Below are 16,546 nucleotides of genomic sequence, written 5' to 3' on the forward strand. Positions count from 1 at the left end.
GGTGAATATGAAGATCTCACAGGACATGAAAAGAAAATTTGCTTTGGTGAATGCCCTGTCTAAAACGGAGAAGCCAAGTCTCCAAGACCTTCACAAGGCAACAAATATTCCTGAATCAACGATCAAGAGACAGTTGTCTGCCCTGCGTGATGAGTTCGGAATGAATATCTTGTTCGTCAGGGAGTCTACCGGCGAACGAGGTGCCACCGGCTACTACATGCTGACAGACTGGGGGATCTTAGACAGGTCTTCGTTCTTGAACCGGTACGGAAAACTGTAAGGTGCCATAGAGCAGCGCATTGAATGCAAAACCCGCCAATCGGCGGGTTTTTTTATGCTGCCACGGTAGCGGCGGTTGCTGGAGGTTTTTCGGCGTAGTAGGCGATGTTCTTGGTTCGTCTGCTAAGGGTGTCTATGCCGACGATACTCAGCGTTTTGGGAGTGGTATTGCGGGACTCGAAATAATGGAATAGCTGGATCATGCAGCACTTCACCATCAACGGATCGATGTCTTCCAGGTAGATTGAGGCTTCTCTCAATGCTTCGGGACCGTGGTTCTCGATCAGGTTTTCCATCCAGTGAATGGCGTTGATGCCAGAACCACAGCAGGGCTCATAAAAGTCTGCCGAAGACTGTGAGCCAACAATGAGTGACATCAAGCGGCCAATCTCTGGAGGAGTGGGGAAGTAATTGGTGCCCTTCTTGTGGAAGCCAGACATGCTTAGGACGTAACCCAAAACATCGCTGGTGGGGTCGCGCTTAATGGCGGCAGACAGGACGTGAGAGAGCTCGAAGGCGACCGGCTGAAGTTCTTCCGGGATCTCCTCCTTGGCTGGGTATAGGCCAGTCTGCAAGTATGCCCACTGGTCAATAAAGGCCTCAACAAACCGAGATGTGCCCATTCTGTATCGGGACTGCTCGATGAGAGATAAAGCCTTGGATGTAAGTTGCTGTGTTTCTGGTGACATAAGCGCTCCAGTTTGTTCTGACGAAACATTCAAGAGGTAGAAACGAAGAACCCCGCCGAAGCGAGGTTCTTTGCTTTCCTGCCTGATCGCCTTAATGCCGAAGCAAAGACGTCTTGATAAAGTCGGGGCAACCGGACATTTCCCGGTCGATGAAGTCCTGACGTTTCGCCAGCGGCCATTTCATGAACGCCGCGAGCGGGATGCGCTTATTCGTGTTAGTATTGCCTTGCAGCATAACAAAGCTCCTTAATTGCTTGATTGTGTTGTAAGGGCTGCAACGAAGGTCGAAGAGCGATGCGGCCCTTATTTATGATTATTACAGCATCATAAAATAATATCAAGGGACAATAAAACGATACCAAGAAACAAAACTTTCACATGTGAAAGTCTCCCCGCTGTCCACCTCGCACACTCCAAACGCCCAAATAACTTGTCTATCTGCCCAAAATGGGCGCGTAAGCGTCCGATAGAAAGTAATTGTTAGTGAGATATTGACTACACGGAATATGGCTATATCATAGAATCATAAAATGATACTGTAAAAGTGATATGTATGCCAAAGCAAGCAAATCATCTCCGTTTGAAGAAACCTTGCGCCAACTGTCCATTCCGGAAGGAGGGCGCTATCGAGCTGGTCCCTGGGCGATTAGAAGGCATCATCAACGACATCGTTGAAAACGACATGACGACGTTTCATTGCCACAAGACCGTGCATTCAAAGTCAGGTGGTGAATGGGATGAAGAGGGTAACTATGCACCTTCGGGACAAGAGTCGATGTGTGCCGGTGCTGCGGCTTACTTGATGAAAATAGGCAGGCCGACAGTGGCTATGCGAATTGCCTTTGCGTTTGGTGATGCAAAGGTGTCCGACTGGGACGAAGCTCAAGAGCTGGTTGTCGAGCCTTTGGTACAAGGGGACCGAAATGAGTAAGCGATATGCGGTAGTGCCGCATCCGAAACTGAAACGAGAGTACAAAGGTCGGCTGGTCAGAACTACTCGGGTACTAAAAAACGGCTGGGGGGTGATCCCTCTAGGGGCTGTGGCAACGGTCACGCATCAGTCTCCCAAGGGATCAGAACTGACCTTTGAACCATGCGACTGCTGCGGCCTGAAAGCCATTATCAGTCATGTAAGCATGGACTCCATTGAATTTATCGAACCGATTACTGAGGAAGAAGATGGACGAGAACAAGCTCAACATTGAAACGGTCGATGGGCACAACGAGCTGGTAGTCAGCTTTTTGTCCAGAATGGTAAGCCTGAGTGACGAGGAAAAGCAGACAGTATTGTCCTGCCTTCCGGGCACCGGCAAACAAACAATCACCCAGCTCTATGAGGCGCTGCGTTCTCAAGGGCACCAGGATCTTGCAGAGAAGGTCGAACCATACCTCCAGCAGGGGGTGTTTGGGCCGATCTTCGATAACGCCAAGTCCAAGGTGTTCGTTCGGGACGAAGCGCCTTTTTTCCTCATGGATGAAAATCCTTTGAACTGGGATGACGCTAAAGCATTCAATCGCCTACGTATGAGTACGACCTGTGTTCTTGGCCGTGGCGGCTGGACTATCGGTGAGCGCTTTGATGACCGCTTTGATACCGAGGTGGGCGGAACACAGCTTATCGTCACCCAGTCACTCAACGAAAAAGGTGAGATTGAAGGAGGACTTCCTACCTCGATGTCGCTGAATGACTTTGCTGAGTTCCCTAAACAGCCAAGGCCTCCTCAAATAGTCGATTACCAGGAAGACAAGCGATACACGCTTGAGGAAGCGGAAGCTATCCCTGAGCTCGCACCAGTGGTTCAGCGTCTGAAAGAGCGCATCGAAGAGTATGAGGAGAGAAGAGCCCATGATTGACATGACATGCCGCCTCTGTGCTGGTTCCGGTGTTTATGACTTTTCCCCTTCCAAAGAAACCTGCGGTATGTGCCAAGGGCATGGGAAATTTGCTGACGCCAAAGCAATGCTGGTGGCTGCCATCGAGCTGGCAAAGAAGCAACGCGAGCCGGTCATTGAAGTGGTAATGGGGTTGGTGCTCCAGGGTGTGGATGTTAGAGGGAAGGAGCCTGGAGAGCGGTTCAAGGCTGCTCAGGCCTTTAACGCCCCAGGGCACAACCTATTACGATACGGGTGGGATGCTTGGGAGCTCTATGCCCTCCATGAGGGTGTAAGTCCAGAACTTGCATCGCTTGGCCGAAGTGTGATGCGCGAGTGGCATAGCCATTCATGGGGCCGGTTCAGTGGAGAGGTAGGCTTTAACGCCGCCGAGATCATGATCAAACAGGCCAAAGACAACCCAGAAAAAGCAGAAGAGCGCTGGGCGTTCCTGCTTAGTGAAGAATGGATGGTGGAGTAATTGTCGTGACAGAACAAACCAATAAGAAATTGATGCTGGATGAGTCTCCAGATATGCCCCTGCAATTCAAGTGGAGAAAGTTTGGTGGTGCGATTTTTACTGCCACGCAAACAATGGAGCACGTCAAGGAAGGACGTAAGCTCGGGCCGACTCCAGCAGGGATGCTACCTCAAGAAGTGTGGCTGAACCGCCTGATCGCTATGGAAGAAACCCTGCCACGAGGGAAGTTTTTTGACAGATTCCGCCGCCGCGACAAAAACGAGCAGTATGACTTGGCCGCCGATCATCTCCGTCTTGTCGGACAGAAAAAGCGATAGGGGGATAGATGAAAGCCCAGGCATACCCACCATCAGTCATTCGTAAAGGCGCTGTGTTGTACGCAGCCCTTTATTACATCTCTGATGATGATAAAGCAAAGGTCGAGGTTACAGAGTGGATAGTTCGCTCTATTCAGAAACGACGCAACTCAACCAGCGATCAACGCTATGTCAATCTTGCCCAAAAGTTAGATGGGATTACGTGGGGGAAAAGGTCACGGAAGAATGGGGACTTTGGTTGGTTGCCATCTATACCGAGCTGGTGTTTGAAGCAGTTCCGGGAAGGTGGCGAATTGCCTTTTGGCGTTTATACGACGCGACTGGCCGCTCTCAAGTTTGCGAAAGTCAGCTTGCAGGAAGAGGTCCAATATTGCGAGGCCGAGCTGAAAAAGCCTCAGACAGAAGAGGATACTCAGGAACTCCAAGAGGAGCTGGCGGAGAACCAGAGACTTCTGAAAGCTGCTGGAGCAATGGTGAAGCGCGAGCAAAACAAGAAGAAAAGAGGTTGACCAATGTTACCGATCGTCTCCCCCTCCGTAGTAACCAAACAACTTGCGTTCAATCGAGTAGGCGATAAACGCAAGGTTAGGGTTTCGTCCAACTTTTTGGATGTTATGGGGTTCAAGCCAGGTATGGGCATCGCCGTTGAGCCAGGGGAGGGGATGGGCGGTTTTTCGGTGATCCCAGCGACCGATGAACTACAGACACACCAGGTTTATCAGCGCCGGTATCAACCAAAGAGTCGCTCCAACAACCCGCTGGAAACCGTTATTGAGTTTTCTGGACAAGGGCTCATAGATAAGTGCTTCCCTCGCTATACAGAGCGTTTCCACGTCGAAATGCGAAAAGGCCGAGTAGTCTTCACTCCTGTCGCAAACAGAGCCTTTGCCATTGCGGATCGGTTCAGAAAAACCAGCCCTTTCCGTGCCTTTGTGGCATTGACTGGCGGGGTAGACATTCATGTTATGGAAGCGCTTGGCTGGAAGGCTGAGATTGTTTTGGAGCATCGTCCAGTTGAAGCCAGAGACAGAGCATCCGGGCGGAACCTGAGTGAAGTACATGCGCTCAATACGCTGGTGAACAGCTCCCCGCGTATCCTGCTGAATGAAGACATTCATCACCTGGAGCTGGATCGCCTTGGAGCCTTGCTGGCGGAGTGCCCACCAATTGGTTTGGCCCATTACTCGTTGGGGTGTGATGACCACTCAAACGCCAAAAGTCCAAGGGACAAAGAGCGTTCTCTTGAGGATCTCTCCACCATGCTCGACATGGTTTACCCGGCACTAAAACAGATCGAGGTCGTGAACCCTGCCGTCGTGCTGGTGGAAAACGTCCCGAACTTCAAAGCATCCGGAGCCGGGGCGATGATGGGAACGACACTGCGGCGGATGGGGTACTTCCTCACTGAGATGGTCTTGAACGGTCTGGATTTCGGCGCTTACCAGGGGCGAGAACGCTATTACATGGTGGCGTCGGTCTTCCCTGGGTTCGTTCCACCGAAACCTGAGCAGAGAGCTGGTGGACGATTGTGGCCGGTGATCGAGAAGCACCTCGGGGATTGTGCTGACGTCACAGTGTTGAAGTCAATTCAGGCCAGAGAGTCAACTTCTCGCAGGATGCCTGCGTTCTTGACGAGAGAAAGCACCAGTTGCCCGACCATCCTCAAGTCTCAGGATCGTGGGGTAAAGGATGCAGTGTACATCCAAGACGGTGGCCGCATTTACAAGCCATCGGTCGATCTGGTTCAGGAGTTGATGTCGATACCTGATAGCTTTGATGTTTCGTGGATGGCAAAAGAACAAGCGACAGAAACGCTTGGGCAGAGTGTGGATTACAGATTGCATTCAGCGGTCATGGCCGCAGTTCGGGATCACCTGAATGTGAATTGCGGTCGCCATACCGTGGTGCAGCACGGTATCAGAAGTAAGGAAGGTAGATAATGGCAGTCATTTACTACGGCGAGGGAACCCATGACGCCGGTTTCGTCGGGTTCCGTGTCGCACGAACAGTTGGGGTGGCGGATGATTACCGGCAGGAATACTTCTCCTTGAGAGAGTATTCCTACGCAACAGCTCACCGGCTGGCCTACAGCTTGGACCGAAAGTGGGAAGCTGAGGCAGAAGAGGTGAAGCGTCAGAATAAGACTTGTAAGCGGCGACGCAACTCCGGGCCAAACATCATTGCTGAGGGGCTGAGGGCTTATATCAGCATTGAGAACCGGAGCCGGATGGGGGTGAAGAGAACCTACTTCGCGCCTTGTTTTCTCGTCACAAAGCCAGGCTACGGCAATGGGGATATTGCTTTCAGGATTTCCACTCATGGCTACGCAGAAGCCTACGAAAAGGCGGTGGAAAAATATTGTGAGATCCATGATTTGACGGATGAGCAGTATGTTGAGTTGCTTGACCGTATGCCGAGTACAGAGGTGTTCACTGGATACCTGCTGAATGCTCTTTTAATGCGCGGCCATCGCGCTACAAAAGCTGAAATACTGAGTAAGCTGGGGGCTGAGAAGAATGAAGAGGACATTGCCAATGGCAAAGGGAAAAGCGGCCAGAACAGAGTGCGTTGCCCAGAGTATCGGTGGGCGCAATAACAGCGCCACCAGCTTTTGGGACCGTATTTTAACAGTTGAGGAGACGGCCACACTCATTGGCGTCAGGATCTCTGAGCTCAAAGACGCGGTGCGCTATCAGAAACTCCTGAAAGGGAAGGCAGCTCCAGAAGTACATTCGGTATCAGGAACTGGGAAACTGTTTTTTGATGGGCGATCCATTAAATCGTTCATAGAGGACTAACCGGTGGATCTGGATCAAAAGCAAGAACCGTGGATCAGCGTCAACGACAAGATGCCGGTCGTCGGTGTGCCTGTTCATTGCCAGCTTAAAGGATGTTGGTCGGGCAAAATTGTTGAGTACGACTTGATCCATGTTCAGGAAGATGATTGTTCGTGGCGAACGGCGGACGACAACTCGGAAGTCAGCTATGACTTCGATGTCATCACCTGGAGACCTATTTAGGTTTGGGAGTCTTGCATTATCCGGCGGTTATTGCCGTGAAAATACGGATGTTCAAACCATGTTTTATAGCAACACCTCCTTGGGGGCGGAATTATGTTTTTTGATAACAAAGTAGAATCTCACTCGCTCGTAATGGGAGCCAGCGGGAAGGGTAAATCGGTCTTGTCCGAACAAGTGCGGAAAAATGCGAGGCTGCGCGGTGATCTGCTGGTGGATACTGAAATGTACCGTGAAGGTCGAGGGTTGAAACCATACGAGCATGAGTACGCTCGTCGCTTAGTTCTGGGGCTAAGTGGACCGTTGCCGCGTGAACTGCGTGGGAAGCCGGTGACGGTTATCTCTGATGTGTCCAGGCCAAAAAAGGTAAAGCGTCAGCCAAAGCAATTTGTTAAGACCGTGAATGGCGTAACCCTTGAACGCCAATTGGTGGCCGATGCAAGAGATCAGTTGGAAATGCAAACAGGCGTCTGGCTCAAACAACCACAGCTCATCGAGCTGATGGAAGAGTCGGGCATAGACGAAACTCTGGCCGATTTTGGTGAGGCTGAAACACAGATCCGAGAAATGCTGGCGGATGCGTTGGCGATGAAACTGGTAGGACGCTCATGGCCCAAGTGTGGAGCCCTCTATAACGCGGCAGAAAAGTCCGACGTTAACTTCTCCTCCGAGCTTGATGCTGCGGCCAAAAAAGCTGGATACATGGTTCGCTAAATGGGATTTGGTGTGGACAAGATAGATCGGCAAAGTTGGCTCGTTAAATTCAGGCGAGCGAAGTGTCAGGACACTTTAGACACGATGAGGGATGCGGCCATTCGCAACTATGAAGGGAATATTCGTGTTATCGCGGATATTGTATTGGCCCATGAGGCGAGAGAGACAGAAATTGAAAAAGGGATGTTTTGTCGAATAGTTAGATAGTCTGATGGGCTATCAGGTGGTGATTATGAAAAAGAGAATACTTCATCTGCCCGTAAAAAAGATTTACTTCGATCAGATCAAATCTGGAGAAAAACCAGATGAATATCGCCTCGTTACAGACTACTGGATAAAAAGACTAGAGGGGCGCGAGTATGATGAAGTCCATGTTAAGTGTGGCTACCCAAAGGCTGGAGATATGTCCAGGATAGAGATTCGCCCTTGGCGTGGCTTCTCAAGGAGTGTTATAACGCACCCGCACTTTGGAGATTGTCCGGTTGAAGTATTCGCTATCCATGTGAATTGAATGGTGTATGACAACTGTGCTTGGTAGGAAAATCAGGTATCAAAAGAAATTGGGTTATTAAAAATTAGGGGCCATCGGCCCCTTAATTGTTTTAGTCTGTGAACATTGAACAATCGAGGTGGGATAGTGCTTGTTCGTAGCTGTCTTTGTTGTTCGTCTTACGTAGTTCCACCAGCTCAACAATCACTGGACTTAAAGCCAGAGATTGAGGCTCCCAGACGCGCTTGCATTTGACCGCCATGTTGGCATTTACGTCTGTAACAACGTAGAGAAACTCAGGCGCTTCTTTCAATGTCCCCAGGCCCTTTGCCATATCCACAGCCTCAGAGTTCTTATAGCTTCGAGTAAAGCTCAGCTCGTCTTGGGGAATGTAGCTGGCAGTCGCCGCAGCCAAACCTGACACCATGCCTTTACCTGCGCTTTTTGCAATGGCCGAGCTGGTAGCTAAAGTTGGCATTACGGCCTGCCCCATTTGGCTGGCGGATGCCGCCGCCAAGCCTGAGGCGATGTTCTTCCCTGCATCTTCGGCAGTGGCTGAGCTGGTGGTGAGCATCGCAGTTAAAATGATTGTTCCAAACATACTTAATTCCTCTATCAATCCATAAAGTCCGACTTTTTGAAGGGCATAGTGCCTTTGCAATCGGGATAGGCGGTGCAGCCCCAGAACTTAGAAGCTCGCTTCTTGCCGGGCGCTTTTCCTTTCCTGAGACGCATCGGGCTACCGCAATCTGGGCAGTCTGGACAATCCTCAGCCGCGATACGCTTCTCGGGTTTCCCTCGGTTGTCTGGGAACGTCTTCTTGCAAGCCTCGTTCTGGCAGCCCCAGAAAAATCCGTTCTTCCCTTTGATCCGGTGCATCTCTCCACCGCAGTTGAAGCATTCGTGTGAAGGCGGCTTAGCGCCCTCGAAGGCTTTAGCCATCGCGCCACCTTCTTTGGTCAGAACCGGTGCGGCCACTTTGAGCTGCTCAACCATTTGGCAGATCCAGGTGGAAATCTGCTTCATGAAGACAGACATATTCCCGGAGCCGGAGGCGACTTTCTCAAGCTCCTGCTCCCAAGCCGCAGTCATGCCGGGTGATTTGATGGCTGGTGGAAGCACTGCGATAAGCGCATGAGCCTTATCAGTTGCAAGCAGTACCTTTTTCTGACGTTTGAAGTAGCCTTTATCAACAGCGCCCTGGATGATGCTTGCGCGTGTTGCTGGAGTGCCTAAACCGGCTGTGTCTTTGAGAATTTGCTTGAACTTCTCCTCAGTCACGAACCGGGCAATGTTCTCCATCGCGGCAAGCAATGTGGCTTCGGTGAAGTGCGGTGCTGGCCGCGTCATTTTGTTTGCCAGCTCGGCACCATTAAGCAAAGCGGGTTCGCCCTGGCTAACCCTGGGGAGCTTCTCTTGTTCAACCGGCGCGTCGGTGTCTTCCCCCTCGTCCTTGGGACTGCTTTCACTATCAGAAGCAAACAAAACCTTCCAGCCTTGTTTGGCAGGTGTCTTACCAGAGGCCGCAAAGAGGTGACGCCCACACTGCACCTCGATGGAGGTTTTGGTGAACTCGAACTCGCTGTAGAACTGCGCGATGTAGAAACGACGGATGGCGTCGTAAAGATTGAACTCGATCTCAGACATGGCACTGATGTCTGTTCTGGCCGGTGTTGGAATGATCGCGTGGTGCGCGGTCACTTTGGCGTCATTGAATACCCTGGCCTTGCGATGAGGATCTGCGCCAGCCACCAGCCCAGAGACGTTCTGATCGGACAAAATGAGCGCCTGGAGAATGTCCGGAATGTCTTCCTTTTGGCTCTCGGGTAGATAACGACTATCAGTACGAGGGTAGGTGGTCGCTTTGTGCGTCTCGTACAGAGCTTGAGCTGCATCCAGTACCTGCTGAGCGGTGTATCCCCATCGTTTGCTTGCGTATTGTTGCAGCGACGTTAGATCGAAGGGGAGGGGGGCTGACTCTTTACCTGGTTTGGTTTCTGCTTTGCTGATAACAGCATTGGCACCATTGACCTGGGAGGCTACCTGCTCGGCATAGGCCTTATTGACGCACCGGCCTTGCTCGTCACTGCACTCTTCTGGTGGTATCCATTGGGCGGCAAACTGTCCATTCTGTACGGACACGTTCACACCCAGAGTCCAGTATGGTGAGGGGGTGAAACCGGCGATCTCTCGGTCCCGTTGACAAACAAGAGCGACGGTTGGGGTGATAACCCTGCCAACGTGAAGAGTGTGGTTGAAGCCGACATCTCGGGCCAGCACTGTGTAGAGGCGGCTCACGTTCATGCCTACCAACCAGTCAGCGCGTTGCCGTGCCAATGCGGCGTAGTAGAGTGAGACCGTATCCTTGCCATCCTTTACGTTGTTCAGCGCTTTCTTGATGCTTGACTCATCGAGAGCCGTCAAACAAACCCGGCGAATAGGGCCAGAGTAGCGGAATCGATCCAGAAGCGAACGGGCGATAGCCTCACCTTCTCGGTCGTAGTCCGTTGAGATGTAGATGGTGCTCGCCTTTTTGACCAGTCCCTCAACAATTTTGTACTGTTTGAACGCACTCTTGCGAACGTTGTACCGCCATGACTCTGGTGCAATAGGGAGGGTCTCCAGTGACCATGACTTGTAGCGTTCGTCATAATCGTCTGGCATATACAATTCCAGCAGGTGGCCGAACGCCCACGTAATAACGCGGTTTCCTCCATCATGGAGAAATCCATCACCTCGTTGGGAGGCCTTCATTACGCCAGCCAAATCTTTGGCCTGAGAAGGCTTCTCGCAGATATAAAGGTCCATTAAGCAGCTCCTCTCATCTTTGATTCCAGATTCGCCAGCTCAGCCCAGCTTTGGGCCAGACCTTTGACTTCGGGGTAGTCTCTGGAGAGGTTTTCGAGGACTCCAGAAATGACATAGGCCGCTTCGCGGGAATTACCCCTCGAACCGGCCTCCTGGAGCATGATTGATAAAGCGTCGAAGAGCTCAGCCTTACGGCTTGGCTCTGTCTGGTTTCTTATTTCAGAGCTTTGCATGGGTTCACCACTGAATAGGGACGCACGGACTCGCGCACAATGCGGCGATCTGCGTCAGTTACAGCCTGGCTGGTGCAAAAGTGCGTCCAGGCATTCAGATAATCTTGATAGGTGTGGGTAGGTGGTATGCAGCCGGTTACAACATCCTTGGGGATGTTTGTAGTCCCCTCGGCTTCCACAAAGCGCCAATCGTGCTCGTCCATACCTTTGCCGCCATCGCAATAGCGTTCCCAGCGTGACAACTCGTACAGCGAGTAGCCTTTGCCTTTATTCATGGACTTGAAGGTATTGATGGCTTCGTTCACATCCCCGTGCTGCTTGATCCCTGCTGGAGTCTTATCTGAACCAGCGGAGTCATCTTTGACCTTGTTCATCGTTGCGCTGACATTACCGTCGCCCAGCACATGGATATAACCAGGTTGACGTAATGCAGCACCACCGCGCCCCATGTTGTCCCATGCCATCGACAGTTCCCGGCTAACTCGGGCAGGTTTGTCATTTTCGGCAGGGGCAGTCTGGGGCTGAGGCTTTTGCTCGGGGGCGTTAGAGGCACACCCGGCCAGAATTGCCACTCCCAGAATTGCTATCAGTTGTCTCATCGTGTCGTTCCTCATCAAAAATTGTCGATGAGCCCATTCTAAAAGGGGGGGGATGGAAAGCTGGTTTCTCAAACTGCCCAAATTGGACAGATAGGCGTGTGTGCGATCTAAAGGTGTTTTGAGAGCATGTAGCGACGAGAAATACGATAGGAATATGGTCAACCTACATGCTGAAAGCCCTTAACAAGTTATTTGGTGGGCGAAGTGGAGTGATCGAGACCGCGCCGAGCGCCAGAGTGTTGCCGCTTAAAGACGTGGAAGATGAAGAAATCCCTCGATACCCACCTTTTGCCAAGGGCCTGCCAGTGGCCCCACTAGACAAGATACTGGCAACCCAAGCTGAACTGATTGAGAAAGTGCGGAACTCTCTCGGTTTCACTGTGGACGACTTCAACCGGCTTGTTTTGCCGGTGATCCAGCGGTATGCCGCGTTTGTTCACCTGTTGCCAGCTTCCGAATCACACCACCACCGTGGCGCTGGTGGTCTGTTCCGACATGGGCTTGAAGTGGCCTTCTGGGCAGCTCAGGCATCTGAGTCAGTTATCTTTTCCATCGAGGGGACGCCTCGGGAACGCCGTGACAATGAGCCGCGTTGGAGACTGGCGAGCTGTTTCTCTGGGCTGCTGCATGATGTGGGTAAACCGCTCTCGGATGTGTCCATTACGGACAAAGACGGGTCAATCACATGGAACCCGTATTCGGAGTCACTTCATGACTGGGCACACCGTCACGAAATCGACCGTTACTTTATCCGGTGGCGCGACAAGCGACACAAAAGACATGAGCAATTCTCGCTGCTGGCGGTGGATCGAATTATTCCGGCTGAGACTCGGGAGTTTCTGTCCAAGTCTGGCCCGTCCATCATGGAAGCGATGCTGGAAGCTATCTCAGGAACCAGCGTCAATCAGCCTGTGACCAAGCTGATGCTTCGCGCTGACCAAGAGAGCGTCTCACGGGACCTTCGCCAGAGTCGTCTCGATGTGGACGAGTTCTCCTATGGTGTGCCCGTCGAGCGTTACGTGTTCGATGCCATCCGCCGCCTGGTTAAAACCGGAAAATGGAAGGTCAATGAGCCAGGCGCGAAAGTCTGGCACCTCAACCAAGGTGTATTCATTGCCTGGAAACAGCTTGGGGACCTTTATGACTTGATCAGCCACGACAAGATCCCCGGTATCCCACGAGACCCTGACACACTGGCCGACATTCTCATCGAACGTGGTTTTGCTGTACCAAACACGGTGCAGGAGAAGGGTGAACGTGCGTACTACCGCTACTGGGAAGTTTTGCCTGAGATGCTCCAGGAGGCGGCGGGTTCGGTGAAGATCTTGATGCTCCGACTCGAATCAAACGACCTGGTGTTTACGACTGAGCCTCCTGCGGCTGTTGCTGCGGAAGTTGTTGGTGATGTTGAGGACGCTGAGATTGAGTTCGTTGATCCTGAGGAAGCCGATGACGGTGACGACCAAGAGGAAGGTGAAGCAGCTCTGAACGATGACATGTTGGCCGCAGAGCAGGAAGCAGAGAAAGCTCTAGCTGGCCTTGGCTTTGGTGATGCGATGGAGATGCTGAAAAGCACCTCCGATGCTGTCGAGGAGAAGCCAGAGCAAAAAGATGCGGGACCAACGGAATCATCTAAGCCTGACGCTGGCAAGAAGGGTAAGCCGCAGAGCAAACCGGGCAAAGCAAAACCGAAGAGTGATACGGAGAAACAACCCCATAAACCAGAGGCAAAAGAGGATCTGTCCCCTCAGGACATTGCCAAAAACGCACCACCTTTGGCAAACGACAATCCGTTACAAGCACTCAAGGATGTTGGGGGTGGACTGGGGGACATCGACTTCCCGTTTGACGCATTCAACGCATCGGCAGAGACAACCAGCACTGACGCAACAAACTCAGAAATCCCAGATGTGGCAATGCCCGGAAAGCAAGAGGAGCAGCCAAAACAGGACTTCGTTCCACAAGAACAAAACTCCCTGCAGGGCGATGACTTTCCAATGTTCGGTGGTTCTGATGAACCGCCATCATGGGCGATTGAGCCGCTCCCTATGCTGACTGACGCACCAGAACAACCAACGCACACGCCAGAAATGCCGCATACGGACAACGTTAATCAGCATGAGAAGGACGCAAAGACCTTGCTCGTTGAGATGTTGTCTGGATACGGGGAAGCATCGGCGTTGCTTGAACAAGCGATCATGCCTGTTTTGGAAGGTAAAACGACGCTGGGCGAAGTCCTATGCCTGATGAAGGGGCAAGCCGTCATTTTGTACCCGGATGGCGCTCGGTCGCTGGGTGCGCCGTCAGAGGTTCTCTCGAAGCTGTCCCACGCCAACGCGATTGTTCCGGACCCGATTATGCCAGGTCGCAAAGTTCGTGATTTCAGCGGAGTGAAGGCAATTGTACTGGCGGAGCAGCTTTCAGATGCAGTCGTGGCGGCCATTAAGGATGCCGAGGCGTCAATGGGTGGATACCAGGATGCCTTTGAGCTCGTCTCTCCCCCTGGCTTGGATGCAAGCAAAAATAAGTCTGCACCGAAACAACAAAGCCGAAAAAAGGCGCAGCAGCAGAAGCCTGAGGTTAATGCCGGTAAAGCCTCGCCTGAACAAAAGGCGAAAGGTAAGGACTCCCAGCCACAGCCGAAGGAGAAGAAGGTCGATGTTACTTCTCCGGTTGAAGAGCAACAGCGCAAGCCGGTCCAAGAAAAACAGAACGTGGCTCGCCTTCCTAAGCGGGAGGCTCAACCGGTGGCTCCTGAGCCCAAAGTTGAGCGTGAGAAGGAATTGGGACACGTCGAGGTGCGAGAAAGGGAAGATCCAGAGGTTAGGGAGTTTGAGCCGCCTAAGGCGAAAACAAACCCGAAAGACATCAACGCGGAAGATTTCTTGCCGTCTGGTGTTACGCCTCAGAAAGCACTCCAGATGCTCAAGGACATGATCCAAAAACGCTCGGGCCGATGGCTCGTGACACCTGTCCTGGAAGAGGATGGCTGCTTAGTAACCAGTGACAAAGCCTTCGACATGATTGCCGGTGAAAACATCGGCATCAGCAAACACATCCTCTGCGGGATGCTGAGCCGGGCACAGAGACGCCCTTTGCTCAAGAAACGTCAGGGAAAATTGTATTTAGAGGTAAATGAAACATGACAATGAGTTATGACCCGCTCGCCTACGAGATGCCGTGGCGGCCCAACTATGAAAAAAATGCTGTAGCAGGCTGGCTTGCCGCCTCCGGCGCGGCTTTGGCCGTAGAGCAAGTCAGCACGATGCCGCCGGAGCCATTCTATTGGATGACGGGGATCTGTGGCGTGATGGCGATGGCTCGTTTGCCCAAGGCTATCAAACTTCACCTGCTCCAAAAGCATTTGAAGGGGCGTGATCTGGAGTTTATTTCCATTGCGGAGCTCCAAAAGTACATCAAGGACACGCCGGACGATATGTGGCTTGGTAGTGGGTTCCTGTGGGAAAACCGCCATGCCCAGCGCGTGTTTGAGATCCTGAAACGCGACTGGACTTCCATCGTAGGGAGAGAGTCCACGGTCAAAAAGGTTGTCCGGAAGATACAGGGTAAGAAAAAGGAGCTGCCAATCGGCCAGCCCTGGATTCACGGGGTAGAGCCCAAAGAAGAGAAGCTGATGCAGCCACTCAAGCACACTGAGGGGCATTCGCTGATCGTTGGGACCACCGGCTCGGGCAAGACCCGTATGTTCGACATCCTGATTTCACAGGCCATTCTGCGTGGGGAAGCCGTGATCATCATAGACCCGAAAGGGGATAAGGAGATGCGGGACAATGCCCGACGTGCCTGTGAAGCTATGGGGCAGCCGGAAAGATTCGTCTCATTTCATCCAGCATTCCCGGAAGAGTCGGTGCGTATCGACCCTCTGCGTAACTTCACCCGCGTGACTGAAATCGCAAGTCGTTTGGCAGCGTTGATCCCGTCCGAAGCAGGGGCCGACCCGTTCAAATCATTTGGATGGCAGGCACTGAACAACATCGCTCAGGGCTTGGTCATCACTCATGATCGTCCCAACCTGACAAAGCTCCGCCGATTCCTTGAAGGTGGCGCTGCTGGCTTGGTCATCAAGGCCGTTCAGGCTTACTCAGAGCGAGTTATGCCCGACTGGGAGGCAGAAGCAGCGGCTTACTTGGAAAAAGCCAAAAACGGTTCGCGTGAGAAGATCGCTTTCGCGTTGATGAAGTTCTACTACGACATCATCCAACCTGAGCACCCGAACTCTGACCTGGAAGGCTTGCTGTCGATGTTCCAGCACGACCAAACCCACTTCTCCAAGATGGTGGCGAACCTCCTGCCGATCATGAATATGCTGACGTCCGGGGAGCTAGGCCCTCTGCTGTCTCCAGACTCATCTGATCTGAGCGACGAACGCCAGATCACCGATTCCGCAAAAATCATCAACAACGCTCAAGTTGCTTATCTGGGGCTCGACTCCCTGACCGACAACATGGTTGGTAGTGCTATGGGGTCCATCTTCCTGTCAGACCTGACAGCGGTTGCCGGTGACAGATACAACTACGGCGTCAACAACAGACCCGTAAATATCTTTGTTGATGAGGCTGCCGAGGTGATCAACGACCCGTTCATCCAGCTCCTGAACAAAGGTCGCGGTGCGAAACTTCGTCTTTTCGTTGCAACTCAGACTTTTGCTGACTTCGCAGCTCGACTGGGTAGCAAAGACAAAGCGCTCCAGGTGTTGGGGAACATCAACAACACGTTTGCTCTGCGTATCGTCGATGGTGAAACCCAGGAGTATATCGCGGATAACCTGCCGAAGACCCGGCTCAAGTACGTCATGCGGACTCAAGGCCAGAACTCGGATGGCAAGGAGCCCATTATGCACGGAGGCAACCAAGGCGAGCGTTTGATGGAGGAGGAAGCTGATCTGTTCCCAGCCCAGTTATTGGGAATGCTTCCGAACCTGGAATACATAGCCAAAATTTCAGGCGGAACAATCGTAAAAGGCCGTCTGCCCATATTGACCCAGTAAGAGCAGAGCTATGTGTGACAAGAAGTATAGAGATTACGA

Annotated in this window: 21 protein-coding genes; 15 read left to right on the top strand and 6 right to left on the bottom strand. The window is 52.3% G+C overall.

Annotated elements, in window-relative coordinates; translation table 11 throughout:
- Window positions 1-7: 7 nt before the first annotated feature.
- Window positions 8-280, top strand: coding sequence for a helix-turn-helix domain-containing protein (locus P2E05_RS20345; protein ID WP_000703827.1), 273 nt, complete (start codon window positions 8-10; stop codon window positions 278-280).
- 52 nt (window positions 281-332) lie between these two features.
- Here P2E05_RS20345 and P2E05_RS20350 read toward each other — a convergent pair whose 3' ends face one another.
- The gene (locus P2E05_RS20350; protein ID WP_000074431.1) at window positions 333-968 is read right to left on the bottom strand and encodes an N-6 DNA methylase; all 636 of its coding nucleotides are present in this window, start codon (window positions 966-968) and stop codon (window positions 333-335) included.
- A gap of 91 nt (window positions 969-1,059) precedes the next feature.
- Complete coding sequence (locus tag P2E05_RS20355; protein WP_000939033.1) at window positions 1,060-1,203, bottom strand: hypothetical protein; 144 nt, start codon at window positions 1,201-1,203, stop codon at window positions 1,060-1,062.
- A gap of 318 nt (window positions 1,204-1,521) precedes the next feature.
- Between P2E05_RS20355 and P2E05_RS20360 the strand changes: the two genes are divergently transcribed.
- The 12 genes from P2E05_RS20360 (at window position 1,522) to P2E05_RS20415 (ending at window position 7,880) form a co-directional block, all read left to right on the top strand.
- Window positions 1,522-1,899: a hypothetical protein gene (locus P2E05_RS20360; protein WP_001125905.1), complete on the top strand. Its 378-nt coding sequence runs from the start codon at window positions 1,522-1,524 to the stop codon at window positions 1,897-1,899.
- Complete coding sequence (locus P2E05_RS21835; protein WP_000044824.1) at window positions 1,892-2,173, top strand: hypothetical protein; 282 nt, start codon at window positions 1,892-1,894, stop codon at window positions 2,171-2,173. The genes P2E05_RS20360 and P2E05_RS21835 overlap by 8 nt, the downstream gene beginning before the upstream one ends.
- Window positions 2,148-2,822 carry a thymidylate kinase gene (locus P2E05_RS20370; protein ID WP_000344151.1) on the top strand — a complete coding sequence of 225 codons (675 nt, stop codon included), beginning with the start codon at window positions 2,148-2,150 and terminating at the stop codon, window positions 2,820-2,822. Before P2E05_RS21835 ends, P2E05_RS20370 begins: the two co-directional genes overlap by 26 nt.
- Complete coding sequence (locus P2E05_RS21840; protein ID WP_000566600.1) at window positions 2,815-3,321, top strand: hypothetical protein; 507 nt, start codon at window positions 2,815-2,817, stop codon at window positions 3,319-3,321. The genes P2E05_RS20370 and P2E05_RS21840 overlap by 8 nt, the downstream gene beginning before the upstream one ends.
- 5 nt (window positions 3,322-3,326) lie before the next feature.
- Window positions 3,327-3,638 (top strand): hypothetical protein, encoded by a 312-nt coding sequence (locus tag P2E05_RS20380; protein WP_002210541.1) that lies wholly within the window; start codon window positions 3,327-3,329, stop codon window positions 3,636-3,638.
- An 8-nt stretch (window positions 3,639-3,646) separates the two neighbouring features.
- Window positions 3,647-4,147 carry a hypothetical protein gene (locus tag P2E05_RS21845; RefSeq protein WP_000647189.1) on the top strand — a complete coding sequence of 167 codons (501 nt, stop codon included), beginning with the start codon at window positions 3,647-3,649 and terminating at the stop codon, window positions 4,145-4,147.
- 3 nt (window positions 4,148-4,150) lie between these two features.
- Entirely contained in the window at window positions 4,151-5,578 is a 1,428-nt protein-coding gene (locus tag P2E05_RS20390; RefSeq protein WP_000936896.1) for a DNA cytosine methyltransferase, read from the top strand.
- Window positions 5,578-6,234: a hypothetical protein gene (locus tag P2E05_RS20395; RefSeq protein ID WP_000268551.1), complete on the top strand. Its 657-nt coding sequence runs from the start codon at window positions 5,578-5,580 to the stop codon at window positions 6,232-6,234. Before P2E05_RS20390 ends, P2E05_RS20395 begins: the two co-directional genes overlap by 1 nt.
- Before the next feature lie 205 nt (window positions 6,235-6,439).
- Window positions 6,440-6,658 carry a hypothetical protein gene (locus P2E05_RS20400; RefSeq protein ID WP_000362482.1) on the top strand — a complete coding sequence of 73 codons (219 nt, stop codon included), beginning with the start codon at window positions 6,440-6,442 and terminating at the stop codon, window positions 6,656-6,658.
- A gap of 93 nt (window positions 6,659-6,751) precedes the next feature.
- Window positions 6,752-7,369 (top strand): hypothetical protein, encoded by a 618-nt coding sequence (locus P2E05_RS20405; RefSeq protein WP_000464631.1) that lies wholly within the window; start codon window positions 6,752-6,754, stop codon window positions 7,367-7,369.
- Window positions 7,370-7,381: 12 nt separating this feature from the next.
- Window positions 7,382-7,576 (top strand): hypothetical protein, encoded by a 195-nt coding sequence (locus tag P2E05_RS20410; protein ID WP_213291358.1) that lies wholly within the window; start codon window positions 7,382-7,384, stop codon window positions 7,574-7,576.
- Window positions 7,577-7,601: 25 nt separating this feature from the next.
- Window positions 7,602-7,880 (top strand): hypothetical protein, encoded by a 279-nt coding sequence (locus P2E05_RS20415; protein WP_014386427.1) that lies wholly within the window; start codon window positions 7,602-7,604, stop codon window positions 7,878-7,880.
- Window positions 7,881-7,971: 91 nt separating this feature from the next.
- Here P2E05_RS20415 and P2E05_RS20420 read toward each other — a convergent pair whose 3' ends face one another.
- From P2E05_RS20420 to P2E05_RS20435, 4 genes are read right to left on the bottom strand one after another with little or no spacing between them, the layout of a single operon-like run.
- Window positions 7,972-8,460: a hypothetical protein gene (locus P2E05_RS20420; protein ID WP_000468105.1), complete on the bottom strand. Its 489-nt coding sequence runs from the start codon at window positions 8,458-8,460 to the stop codon at window positions 7,972-7,974.
- 14 nt (window positions 8,461-8,474) lie between these two features.
- A complete protein-coding gene (locus tag P2E05_RS20425) occupies window positions 8,475-10,667 on the bottom strand; it encodes a DNA topoisomerase III (RefSeq protein WP_000366821.1) in 2,193 nt (730 codons plus the stop codon).
- Window positions 10,667-10,900 carry a hypothetical protein gene (locus P2E05_RS20430; protein WP_001191892.1) on the bottom strand — a complete coding sequence of 78 codons (234 nt, stop codon included), beginning with the start codon at window positions 10,898-10,900 and terminating at the stop codon, window positions 10,667-10,669. The genes P2E05_RS20425 and P2E05_RS20430 overlap by 1 nt, the downstream gene beginning before the upstream one ends.
- Entirely contained in the window at window positions 10,882-11,499 is a 618-nt protein-coding gene (locus tag P2E05_RS20435) for a hypothetical protein (protein WP_001249396.1), read from the bottom strand. Before P2E05_RS20435 ends, P2E05_RS20430 begins: the two co-directional genes overlap by 19 nt.
- A 167-nt stretch (window positions 11,500-11,666) precedes the next feature.
- On the opposite strand from P2E05_RS20435, the gene mobH reads away from it, so the two are divergent.
- Window positions 11,667-14,645: a MobH family relaxase gene (mobH, locus tag P2E05_RS20440; protein WP_001337757.1), complete on the top strand. Its 2,979-nt coding sequence runs from the start codon at window positions 11,667-11,669 to the stop codon at window positions 14,643-14,645.
- Window positions 14,642-16,507 carry a conjugative transfer system coupling protein TraD gene (traD, locus tag P2E05_RS20445; protein WP_000178856.1) on the top strand — a complete coding sequence of 622 codons (1,866 nt, stop codon included), beginning with the start codon at window positions 14,642-14,644 and terminating at the stop codon, window positions 16,505-16,507. The genes mobH and traD overlap by 4 nt, the downstream gene beginning before the upstream one ends.
- Window positions 16,508-16,546: the final 39 nt, after the last annotated feature.

The sequence above is a fragment of the Providencia stuartii genome, from assembly GCF_029277985.1.
Lineage (GTDB): Bacteria > Pseudomonadota > Gammaproteobacteria > Enterobacterales > Enterobacteriaceae > Providencia > Providencia zhejiangensis.

Excerpts from the sequence above, each read along its gene's own strand:
- P2E05_RS21840 (WP_000566600.1), top strand. The coding sequence starts at position 2,815 with ATGATTGACATGACATGCCGCCTCTGTGCTGGTTCCGGTGTTTATGAC.
- P2E05_RS20360 (WP_001125905.1), top strand. The coding sequence starts at position 1,522 with ATGCCAAAGCAAGCAAATCATCTCCGTTTGAAGAAACCTTGCGCCAAC.
- P2E05_RS20390 (WP_000936896.1), top strand. The coding sequence starts at position 4,151 with ATGTTACCGATCGTCTCCCCCTCCGTAGTAACCAAACAACTTGCGTTC.
- P2E05_RS20405 (WP_000464631.1), top strand. The coding sequence starts at position 6,752 with ATGTTTTTTGATAACAAAGTAGAATCTCACTCGCTCGTAATGGGAGCC.
- mobH (WP_001337757.1), top strand. The coding sequence starts at position 11,667 with ATGCTGAAAGCCCTTAACAAGTTATTTGGTGGGCGAAGTGGAGTGATC.
- P2E05_RS20370 (WP_000344151.1), top strand. The coding sequence starts at position 2,148 with ATGGACGAGAACAAGCTCAACATTGAAACGGTCGATGGGCACAACGAG.
- P2E05_RS20420 (WP_000468105.1), bottom strand. The coding sequence starts at position 8,460 with ATGTTTGGAACAATCATTTTAACTGCGATGCTCACCACCAGCTCAGCC.
- P2E05_RS20395 (WP_000268551.1), top strand. The coding sequence starts at position 5,578 with ATGGCAGTCATTTACTACGGCGAGGGAACCCATGACGCCGGTTTCGTC.
- P2E05_RS20355 (WP_000939033.1), bottom strand. The coding sequence starts at position 1,203 with ATGCTGCAAGGCAATACTAACACGAATAAGCGCATCCCGCTCGCGGCG.
- P2E05_RS21845 (WP_000647189.1), top strand. The coding sequence starts at position 3,647 with ATGAAAGCCCAGGCATACCCACCATCAGTCATTCGTAAAGGCGCTGTG.
- P2E05_RS20345 (WP_000703827.1), top strand. The coding sequence starts at position 8 with ATGAAGATCTCACAGGACATGAAAAGAAAATTTGCTTTGGTGAATGCC.
- P2E05_RS21835 (WP_000044824.1), top strand. The coding sequence starts at position 1,892 with ATGAGTAAGCGATATGCGGTAGTGCCGCATCCGAAACTGAAACGAGAG.
- P2E05_RS20435 (WP_001249396.1), bottom strand. The coding sequence starts at position 11,499 with ATGAGACAACTGATAGCAATTCTGGGAGTGGCAATTCTGGCCGGGTGT.
- P2E05_RS20350 (WP_000074431.1), bottom strand. The coding sequence starts at position 968 with ATGTCACCAGAAACACAGCAACTTACATCCAAGGCTTTATCTCTCATC.
- P2E05_RS20425 (WP_000366821.1), bottom strand. The coding sequence starts at position 10,667 with ATGGACCTTTATATCTGCGAGAAGCCTTCTCAGGCCAAAGATTTGGCT.
- P2E05_RS20415 (WP_014386427.1), top strand. The coding sequence starts at position 7,602 with ATGAAAAAGAGAATACTTCATCTGCCCGTAAAAAAGATTTACTTCGAT.
- traD (WP_000178856.1), top strand. The coding sequence starts at position 14,642 with ATGACAATGAGTTATGACCCGCTCGCCTACGAGATGCCGTGGCGGCCC.
- P2E05_RS20430 (WP_001191892.1), bottom strand. The coding sequence starts at position 10,900 with ATGCAAAGCTCTGAAATAAGAAACCAGACAGAGCCAAGCCGTAAGGCT.